At 70.8% G+C, this 8,971-nt stretch carries 9 protein-coding genes; 6 read left to right on the top strand and 3 right to left on the bottom strand.

Annotated features, from left to right (window positions below):
• A partial coding sequence (locus VGD32_RS11825; protein ID WP_331032085.1) for a hypothetical protein occupies nt 1-227 on the bottom strand: 227 nt, incomplete at its 3' end.
• A gap of 128 nt (nt 228-355) precedes the next feature.
• On the opposite strand from VGD32_RS11825, the gene VGD32_RS11820 reads away from it, so the two are divergent.
• The 6 genes from VGD32_RS11820 to VGD32_RS11795 all read left to right on the top strand — a co-directional run bounded on the left by VGD32_RS11820 (nt 356) and on the right by VGD32_RS11795 (nt 4,024).
• On the top strand, nt 356-964 hold the full coding sequence (locus tag VGD32_RS11820; protein WP_331032084.1) for a hypothetical protein: 609 nt from the start codon (nt 356-358) through the stop codon (nt 962-964).
• A gap of 200 nt (nt 965-1,164) precedes the next feature.
• On the top strand, nt 1,165-1,815 hold the full coding sequence (locus VGD32_RS11815; protein WP_331032083.1) for a hypothetical protein: 651 nt from the start codon (nt 1,165-1,167) through the stop codon (nt 1,813-1,815).
• Nucleotides 1,816-1,930: 115 nt separating this feature from the next.
• The gene (locus VGD32_RS11810; RefSeq protein WP_331032082.1) at nt 1,931-2,158 is read left to right on the top strand and encodes a hypothetical protein; all 228 of its coding nucleotides are present in this window, start codon (nt 1,931-1,933) and stop codon (nt 2,156-2,158) included.
• An 82-nt stretch (nt 2,159-2,240) separates the two neighbouring features.
• Nucleotides 2,241-2,654, top strand: coding sequence for a DUF6766 family protein (locus VGD32_RS11805; RefSeq protein WP_331032081.1), 414 nt, complete (start codon nt 2,241-2,243; stop codon nt 2,652-2,654).
• Nucleotides 2,655-2,742: 88 nt separating this feature from the next.
• Nucleotides 2,743-3,843 carry a 4-hydroxyphenylpyruvate dioxygenase gene (gene hppD / locus VGD32_RS11800; protein ID WP_331032080.1) on the top strand — a complete coding sequence of 367 codons (1,101 nt, stop codon included), beginning with the start codon at nt 2,743-2,745 and terminating at the stop codon, nt 3,841-3,843.
• Between the two features lie 7 nt (nt 3,844-3,850).
• Nucleotides 3,851-4,024, top strand: a complete 174-nt coding sequence (locus VGD32_RS11795) for a hypothetical protein (RefSeq protein WP_331032079.1) — start codon at nt 3,851-3,853, stop codon at nt 4,022-4,024.
• On the opposite strand, the gene VGD32_RS11790 is transcribed toward VGD32_RS11795, so the two are convergent.
• Together VGD32_RS11790 and VGD32_RS11785 are read right to left on the bottom strand one after the other, a co-directional pair.
• Nucleotides 4,018-7,329, bottom strand: coding sequence for an error-prone DNA polymerase (locus VGD32_RS11790; RefSeq protein WP_331032078.1), 3,312 nt, complete (start codon nt 7,327-7,329; stop codon nt 4,018-4,020). The genes VGD32_RS11795 and VGD32_RS11790 overlap by 7 nt on opposite strands.
• On the bottom strand, nt 7,326-8,930 hold the full coding sequence (locus VGD32_RS11785; RefSeq protein ID WP_331032077.1) for a DNA polymerase Y family protein: 1,605 nt from the start codon (nt 8,928-8,930) through the stop codon (nt 7,326-7,328). The genes VGD32_RS11790 and VGD32_RS11785 overlap by 4 nt, the downstream gene beginning before the upstream one ends.
• Nucleotides 8,931-8,971: the final 41 nt, after the last annotated feature.

Raw genomic sequence — 8,971 nt, 5'->3', positions numbered from 1 at the left:
CGGGTCAGCTTCCTCGGGTGCGGCCGGTCCCGCAGTCTCAGCCACGGGGCCATGCCCCAGGCGATCGGGGCCGAGATCAGGAAGGTCGCCGCGATCATCCACCAGATGGAGCCCAGCATCTCCGACGGCGGCATCGGCGCGGCCAGCAGGGCGCCGAGGCCGAGACCGAACAGGACCGCCTGGATCATCGGGTAGATCAGGGCGGCGATGGCGAGACGGGTGCGCATGACGGATCTCCTTCGCCCTGAGAACGGCCCGCCCCGCGCCGCCGTTCCCCTCGCGCCCGTTCGGATAACATTGGTTTGACTCCGTTAACCATTGCGCCCAGCTTCCCGTCACACGGGAGGACCAGACCATGGCCGAGGCCAAATCACCGGAGACGGGCGGCGACCCCTTCGCCGAATTCCTCAAGGAGGCCGAAACCTTCGTCGGCTCCATCCTCGACGACATCGCCAAGGCCGTCGGCGCCCATGACGACGCGCCGCTGATCGCCTCGCACGCCGTCGCCCTGCGCGAGCAGATGGGCAGGCTGGTCCAGGTCACGCGCGACCGCTACGCCGGCGCGGACGCCGGCAGCCGGCGCATGGTCGACGACTTCATGCGCGCCCAGTCCGGGACCACCCTGGCCCGCAGCGGCCGCGCGACCTTCCGCACCAGCGTGACCCGGGGCCTGTTCGGCGGCGGCATCTTCGCCTGGCTGGAGTCCCACATGGAGGAGATCAAGAAGATCATCCTCGCGATCTGGGGCCTGTTCGCCCCCGTGCCCGCGTGGGTCAACACGCTCGCCCAGCTGATCGACCAGATCTTCAAGATGATCGCCGGCCTGTTCGGCGGCATTCTCGGCCAGAGCCGCGCGAAGATCATGTCCGAGCTGTCGGCCATGGAGGTCCAGTTCTGGGATGAAATCAGCGCCCGCACGCGCTTCACCCTGGCCTCCGCCGGCCCCGCCGCCGACGAGGACTGACCGGGCGCGTCCTTCTCCCCGCCGGGGGGAGACGGATGAGCCGTGACGCTGTGCTGACAATCCGGGGAATTATAGCCGGGCTGGGCGGATAACCTCCCGTTCTTTCAAGCCCTTGACCTTTTCTCGATCCAATCGACCAGCCCTGGAAGCCGGCGGGCCCATACTGTTCCTGTCGAACGGCGCACAGGAAGGCTCATCGGATGACCGGGACAGGACGGATCGCCATTTCCCCCCAACGCACCGGGCCGGGCCGCCGCGCCGCGCCCGCCGAGGTCTGGCAGGCGGTCCGCGCCGACTATATGGCCGGGCTGCCGGCGCACGAGTGCTGCCGGCGCCACGGGGTGACGATGTCGGCCCTGAGGTCCCGCGCCACGCGCCACCTCTGGCGGCGCGTCGACCAGCCGTGGACGCCCGCCAACGCCCTCGATCCGTCCGACGAGGGGGTGCAGCTGGAGCAGCGCAGCGAGGGCGATCTCGACCGCATCGATACCCGCGAACTGATCTTCGTCGCCCACCGCCGCATGATGCGCTGCGTGCTGCGCGGCGAGGCCGCCGGGGCCCTGCGCTGGCGCCGGGTCGGCCTGGCGCTGGAGGCGGAAGAGGCCGAGATGCGCCGCTACCTGTGCCAGGAAGAGCAGCTCAACAGCACCCGCCTGGCCGAAGAGGCCGACGGCGCCGTCTGGCTGCGCCCCACGCCGGGCCTGCCGCGCCCGGCCGGCGCCGACTCTGCCGACTCCGCCCCCCTGATTTCCGCCCCCCGGATTTCCGCCGGCGCCGGGCCTGCCGCCGCTGCCGACTCCGCCGACTCCGCCCCCCCGATTTTTTCGGCCCGGCCCGGGGAGCCTGCCTGACGCGCCCGCCCCCGCCCGTCACAAACGCGTGCGCAACCGCCGTTATGTCGGAGACCCCACAGACGGGATTCCCCTGACAGGTGTTCAGTGCCCGGACCAGGAGGCGCCCGGGGCCATGCGGATCTACCAGTTCCACTTCTTCGACCAGCGCGGCCGCCGTCCCGCCCTCGACTTCGCCGACTGCCGCCACGACGGCGAGGCGGCCCGGGTCGCCTTCGGCCAGCTGCAGCAGCACGCCAGCTGCGAGGGCGTCGAGGTGTTCGAGGACGACCGGCTGGTCATGCGTCTGGAGCGCGGGGCCTCGGCCCCGGACCTCGCCCGCAACGCCATCCACGGCGCCTGAGCCGGCCCGGAGCCGGCCCGGAGCCGAAGCCCCGTCCGGCGCGTTGCCCGGCGTGGAAACAACGTCCCTGAGGGAGCGCCGCATGCTGAAGAAATACGCCTACGCCTGGATCACCCTGGGCTTCTTCACCGTCTCCATCCTGCTGCACTGGGGCTTCGGCTGGCTCGCCTACGTCGACGAGGCGAAGGAGCACGGCCAGGCCGCCCAGCTCTCGCCCTGGCTGGTCGAGATGGGCCGCGACACCTTCGAGAACTGGCAGTCCGAGTTTCTCCAGCTGCTCTGGCAGGTCGTCGGCCTCGCCTATTTCCTCTACGTCGGCTCCCCCTCCTCCAAGGAGAATGACGACCGGGTCGAGGCCAAGATCGACGCCATCCTCGAGTTCGTCGGCAAGGAGAAGGGCAAGAAGCTCATCAAGGAGATCGACGACAGTCACCTGCGTCACCACGGCCACGCCCGCGTCCACGCCTCGGACGGCACGGTCGAGGGCGGCGAATAGGCCGGGCCTTCGGGCCCGTGATCGCCCGGAACTTGGCTTCGCGGCTCGCCGCCACTAGGTTCCGCCGCAAGCTTTCAGGAGACGCCCCATGACCGACGCGAACCAGACCCCCGCCGCCCGGCTGGACAAGGAGAATCCGCTCGGCGTGGACGGCTTCGAGTTCGTCGAATTCACCGGCCCCGAGCCTGAGGCCATGGCCGCCCGTCTCGAGCTGATGGGCTTCACCCGCACCCATGTGAATCCGGCCACCGGCACGGTCCGCCTGAAGCAGGGCGACATCAGCCTGCTGGTCGACCTGTCGCCCAGGGGCCAGGCCGAGGAATTCGCCCGCGAGCACGGCCCCTCGGCCAACGGCATGGCCTTCCGCGTCGCCGATGCGAAGGCGGCCTTCGAAGGCGCCGTGGCCCGCGGCGCCCGCCCCGCGGAGGGAGCCGACGGCGGCGCCTTGGGGAACGGCTACCCCTGGATCCTGCAGGGCATCGGCGGCTCGCTGCTCTACCTCGTCGACCAGTATGGCGACCGCGGCTCTCTCTACGACGGCTGGGACGAGATCGAGGGCTGGGAGGAGGCCGAGCGCAAGAACTCCGTCGGCCTGTTCTGCCTCGACCACCTGACCCACAACGTCCGTCGCGGCCAGATGCGCACCTGGTCGGGCTTCTACGGCGACGTCTTCGCCTTCGAGGAGCAGAAGTATTTCGACATCAAGGGCAAGGCCACCGGCCTGTTCTCCCAGGCCATGATCGCCCCCGACCGCGCCATCCGCATCCCCCTCAACGAGAGCCAGGACGAGAACAGCCAGATCGAGGAGTTCCTGCGCCGCTACAACGGCGAGGGCATCCAGCACATCGCCCTGGCCACCGACGACATCTTCGAGACCGTCGAGGAACTGAAGCGCCGCGGCATCCCCTTCCAGGACACCATCGAGACCTATTTCGAACTGATCGACAAACGCCTGCCCAACCACGGCGAGGACGTGGAGCGGATGAGGAAGAACCGCATCCTCATCGACGGTTCGGACGAGGAAGGCCTGCTGCTGCAGATCTTCACCCAGGACACCTTCGGCCCGATCTTCTTCGAGATCATCCAGCGCAAGGGCAACCAGGCCTTCGGGGAGGGCAATTTCCAGGCCCTGTTCGACTCCATCGAGCTGGACCAGATCCGGCGCGGCGTCATCAAGGTGGATGCCTAAGCCCCCGATGTGGCTGCCCTGGCTCGGCCCGCTGCTGGCGGCCGGGATCGGGGCGGCGGTCGGCGAGTACGGTCTGGGCGGAGGCTTCTGGACGGTGCTGGTCGCGGCCCTTGTCGGGGGTTTCGCGCCCATCCTCGCCTACCGGCTGTGGAAATGGCGGCACCACCGCGCCGGTCAGTGAAAGTCGCGTGATCCCGGCAGCACCCGCACGTCCCGCGGGTGCCGCCCCCTCGCCGGTTCATGAGCCGATCCCGGCGCCCGGTCGGGGGTCAGCTGGCCCAGCATGGGGGTCCAGTCCCTCAGCTCCTCGACGACCAGATGGGTCACCCCCTCGGCCCGCTGGATTCGTCCCTTGACCAGCACCATCCGCGCGCCCATCGCCGCTGGCCGGAACCGCTCGAACACCGCCTCCCACAGCACCAGATTGACGATCCCCGTCTCGTCCTCGACCGTCATGAAGCAGACGCCCCTGGCCGTGCCTGGCCTCTGACGGACCAGCACCACCCCGCCGACCTGGACCCGGCGGCCGTCGGCCACGGTCTCGCAGGCCCGCGCCGTCACCGCCCCCGCCGCCTTCAGCCGGTCGCGCAGGAAGGCCACCGGATGCCCCTTCAGCGACAGCCGGATGGCTTGATAGTCGCCGACGACCTCCTCGGAGGCCGACAGCCGGGGCAGGGCCTCGGGCGGGCGGCCATCCGCCTCGTCCAGCCCCATGGCCTCGAACAGCGGGGCCGACGCCGCGGGGGCGGCGCCCCTGGCCGCCCACAGCCCCTGCCGGCGGGTCAGGTCCAGCGAACCATAGGCGTCCGCCTCCGCCAGCCGGTCCAGCGCCGCCGGCGGCAGCTTCGCCCGCAGCCGCAGATCCTCCAGATTGGCGAACGAAGCGTCTCCGCGGACCTCCACGATCCGTTCGGCCCATTCCTGTCGGAAGCCCTCTATCGAACGCAGGCCCAGTCTCAGGGCGTGCTGAACCTGTCCCTCGCGCGGCTCCAGCGAAGCGTCCCAGCCGCTGGCGTTGACGTCCGGGTGCCGCACCTCGACGTCGTGCTCCCGGGCATCCCGGACCAGCTGCGCCGGGGCGTAGAAACCCATCGGCTGGCTGTTCAGCAGGGCGGCCGTGAACACCTCCGGATAGTGATGCTTCATCCACGCCGAGATGTAGACCAGCAGGGCGAAGGCGCAGGCGTGGCTCTCGGGGAAGCCGTATTCGCCAAACCCCTTGATCTGCTCGAAACAGCTGCGGGCGAAGTCGGGCGGATAGCCCCTTTCGATCATCCGTCCGACGAACAGATCCTCAGATTCGTGGATGGTGCCCATGTGCCGGAAGGTGGCCATGGCGCGCCGCAGGCCATTGGCCTCGGCGGGGGTGAATTTCGCCGCCTCCATGGCGATGCGCATGGCCTGTTCCTGAAACAGCGGAACGCCCAGAGTCTTGTGCAGCACCTGTTCCAGTTCATCGGCCGGACCATGTTCCGGCGAGGGACCGGGATAGTCGATCTGGTACGGCAAACCCTTCTCGAGGGCGGCGCGCCGTTCGGACCGGCGCTTCAGATAGGGATGGACCATTCCACCCTGGATCGGGCCCGGGCGGACGATCGCCACCTCGACCACCAGATCGTAGAAGGTCGCGGGTCTCAGCCGCGGCAGCATCGACATCTGGGCCCGGCTCTCGACCTGAAAGACGCCCAGGGAATCCGCCCGCTGCAGCATCCCGTAGACCTGCGCATCGCCCTGGGGGACCGTGTGCAGCTCCAGCGAACGCCCGTAGCTCTCTTCGATCATGCGGAAGCCGCGCTTGAGGGCGGTCAGCATGCCCAGCGCCAGAACGTCGACCTTCATCAGCTTGAGGAAGTCGATGTCGTCCTTGTCCCATTCGATGAAGGTGCGGTCCGGCATGGCGGCGTTGCCGATCGGCACGATCTCGAGCAGGGGCGTCTGGCTCAGCACATAGCCGCCGACGTGCTGGCTCAGGTGGCGGGGGAATTTGATCAGTTCGGCGGTCAGCTCGAGCGCCAGCTGCATGCGGGCGTCGTCGCGGCTCAGGCCTGTCCGGTCGACGTGCTCGCCCTTCACCCCGTCGCCCCACGAGCCCCAGACGGTGTCGGCCATGCGCGCGGTGACGTCCTCGGTCAGCCCCAGCGCCTTGCCGACGTCGCGGATGGCCGAACGGGGCCGGTAGTGGATGATCGTCGCCACGATGCCGGCGCGATCGCGGCCGTAGCGACGATAGACGTACTGCATGACCAGCTCGCGCCGCTCGTGCTCGAAATCCACGTCGATGTCCGGCGGCTCGTCCCGGTCGGCGGACATGAAACGCTCGATCAACACGTCCTGCTCGGCCGGGTTCACATTGGTGACGCCGAGGCAGTAGCAGACCACGGAGTTGGCCGCCGAACCCCGGCCCTGGCACAGGATCGGGTCGTCCTGCCTCCGCGCCCAGGCGACGATGTCGTGCACGGTCAGGAAGTAGTTCGGGTACCTCAGCTGTTTGATCAGCCTCAGTTCCTTGACGATCGTCTGGCGGATGCGGGAGGAGACGCCGTCCGGCCACCTGTCCCGCGCGCCGGCGAAGGTCAGGCGGATCAGCCGGCGCTGGGCGGTCCAGCCCTCGGGCACCGGTTCGTCAGGGTACTGATAGCTGAGCTCGCGCAGGGAGAAGGTGCAGGCCCGAGCCACCTCCATGGTCCGCGTCAGCGCCGCTTCGTGGCCGCGGAACATCCGGGCCATCTGGGCGGGCGTCTTCAGATAGCGCTCGGCGTTGGCCTGGAGCCGGCGACCGGCCTCGTCGATGGTCATGCCTTCGCGGATGCAGGTCAGGACATCCTGAAGCCTGCGGCGGTCGGGGTGGTGATAGAGCACGGCGTTGGTGGCGATCATCGGCGCGCCGGTGCGCCGCGCCATGGCCGCCAGCCGGTTGAGCCGCCGCCGGTCGTCGCCGCGCCACAGGGGCGAGGCGGCCAGATACAGGGTGTCGGGCCAGGCGCGCCGCCACGCCGTCAGCCGGGCCTCGAAGGTCGCGTCCGGACGCTCGGGCGCGGGGAAAAGGGCGATCATCCCCTCGCCCAGACGGACCGCCTGGTCGAAGGTCAGCCGGGTCTCGGCCTTCTGGATTCTGCCCTCCCTCGACCCCTCCCCCGCTTCGCGGTCCCCCTCCCCGCAAAGCGGGGAGGAGAAGGCCTCGCTCTTGCCGAGCGACAGCAGGCGGCACAGGCGGCCGTAGGCGGGGCGGTCGCGGGGGAAGACGATCAGTTCGGTCCCGTCGGTGAAGGTCAGGCGCGAGCCGATCACCAGCCGGATGTCGGCCTGCTCGGCGCCCATCAGCGCCCGGACGATGCCGGCCAGGGTGTTGCGATCGGCCACGCCGACGGCGGCGAGGCCAAGCGCCCTGGCCTGCAACATCAGCTCGGCCGGATGCGACGCCCCTTCGAGGAAGCTGAAGTTGGTCAGGGCCCCGAGCTCGGCGTAGTCGCCGTTCCAGCCGCTCACGCCAGCACCCCGTGCATCCACCAGGTCGGGGCCCGCTCGTCGGGGCCGCCGGCGTATTCGCGGCCGTAGAGGCCTTCGCGGAACACCCAGTAGCGGCCGCCCTCGGCGTCCTCGAGGCAGTAGTAGTCGCGGGTGCGGGCCCGGGCGGTGCGCCACCATTCGGGCGAGAGGCGTTCGGGGCCTTCGGCGCGGGTCACGCGGCGGGAGGCGCGGCGCCAGGTGAAGCGGGCGGGAGCGCCGTCGGGGAGGTCGAACAGCGGATCGCGGATCGGCTCGGGCGGGTCGAGCAGCAGGATGGGACGCCGGCCGAGACCGCCCGGATCGCCTTCGACGCGGCGGCCCAGGGCGGGGCGCAGGTGTTCGGCCCGTTCGGGGATCCAGCTGTCGGCCGGGGCCGGCGTCAGCACCCGGTCCTCGCCAAGCCGGGCCGTCAGCCGGTCGATCAGGGCGGCGAGGCTTTCGGCCTGCCGGGCCCCGGCTTCGGCCTCCAGCGTCGCCTGACAGGCGGCCATCGGCTCGACCACATCGGCGGTCAGCATCAGGGCGTCGAGGCCGAAGCCCAGCTCCAGCCGCCCCAGCCCGGCCTCGCGGAACAGACGCAGCCAGACCCCGGCGTCGCGGCCCGGCCGGCCCATGCGGACGGACAGGGCCGTGGTGCGGCCATCCGAGCGGAAGCCGGTCAGGGTCAGGGCCCGCGCCCCCTGCCCGTCGCGCTCCAGCGGGCCGGCGAGGTCGGCGGCCAGTTCCGGCAACCGCGCCTCGACCCCCTCGAGATCGCCGAGCGGCTCGGCCCAGGCCTCCCACGCCCGGTAGCGGGCCGGCGGGCGCACCGGGATCAGGGCCTCGCCCGCATAGCCCAGGGCCTGATCCAGCCGCCGGACCAGATCGACGCCCCCGTCGGCGCGGAAGCGCCGGGCCAGCCCCGCCCGGGGCATGGGGTAGAGGTCGCCGATCCGCTTGAGACCGAAACGCCGGGCCTGCGCCAGGGTGCGGTCGGCGATGCGCAGCGCCTCGACCGGCAGGGAGGCCAGCCGCGCGCGGACGTCGTCCTCCGTCGCGATGGGCGCCCGTCCTTCCTCGCCCTCGCCCCAGCGCGCCAGGGCCCAGGCCGCGCCCGGCGTGGGGGCCATGGCCACGCCGGCCGGGACGCCCGCTTCGGCCAGCCGGTCGCGAATCTGGCGCAGCAAGGCCGCCTCGCCGCCGAACAGGTGTGCCGCGCCGGTGACATCGAGGAACAGGCCCTCCAGCCCGCCTTCGGACGGGTCGACGCTGACGGAGGGCGACCAGCGCTCGGCCCAGCAAGCCAGCGCCTTCAGGGCCCGGGCGTCGGCGTCGGGATCGGCCGGCTGGCAGAGCAGATGCGGGATCATGGCCCGGGCGTCGGCCTGGGCCTGCCCACGCCGGAGCCCGGCCCGGCGGGCGGCCGGATTCAGGGCGTGGATCACCGCCGCGCCCCGATTGTTCTTCAGGATCAGGGCGAAGGGGTTGCGGGGGTCGTCGGCGGGCTCAGGCGGCGAGGCCGGACGGCGCGCCCGTTCCAGCGATCGACGGCGGACCGAGATCGGCCAGTCGATCAGCCAGACGGAGACGATGCGTCTCATCATCCTGCTCCAGCATCCAGGCGCCGGGCCGTTCGCCCCGC

The organism is Brevundimonas sp. (genome assembly GCF_036402095.1).
In the GTDB taxonomy this organism is placed as follows: Bacteria; Pseudomonadota; Alphaproteobacteria; order Caulobacterales; family Caulobacteraceae; genus Brevundimonas.
The sequence above is the reverse complement of the archived record's forward strand: the minus strand, read 5'-3'. Positions and strand labels throughout refer to the sequence as shown.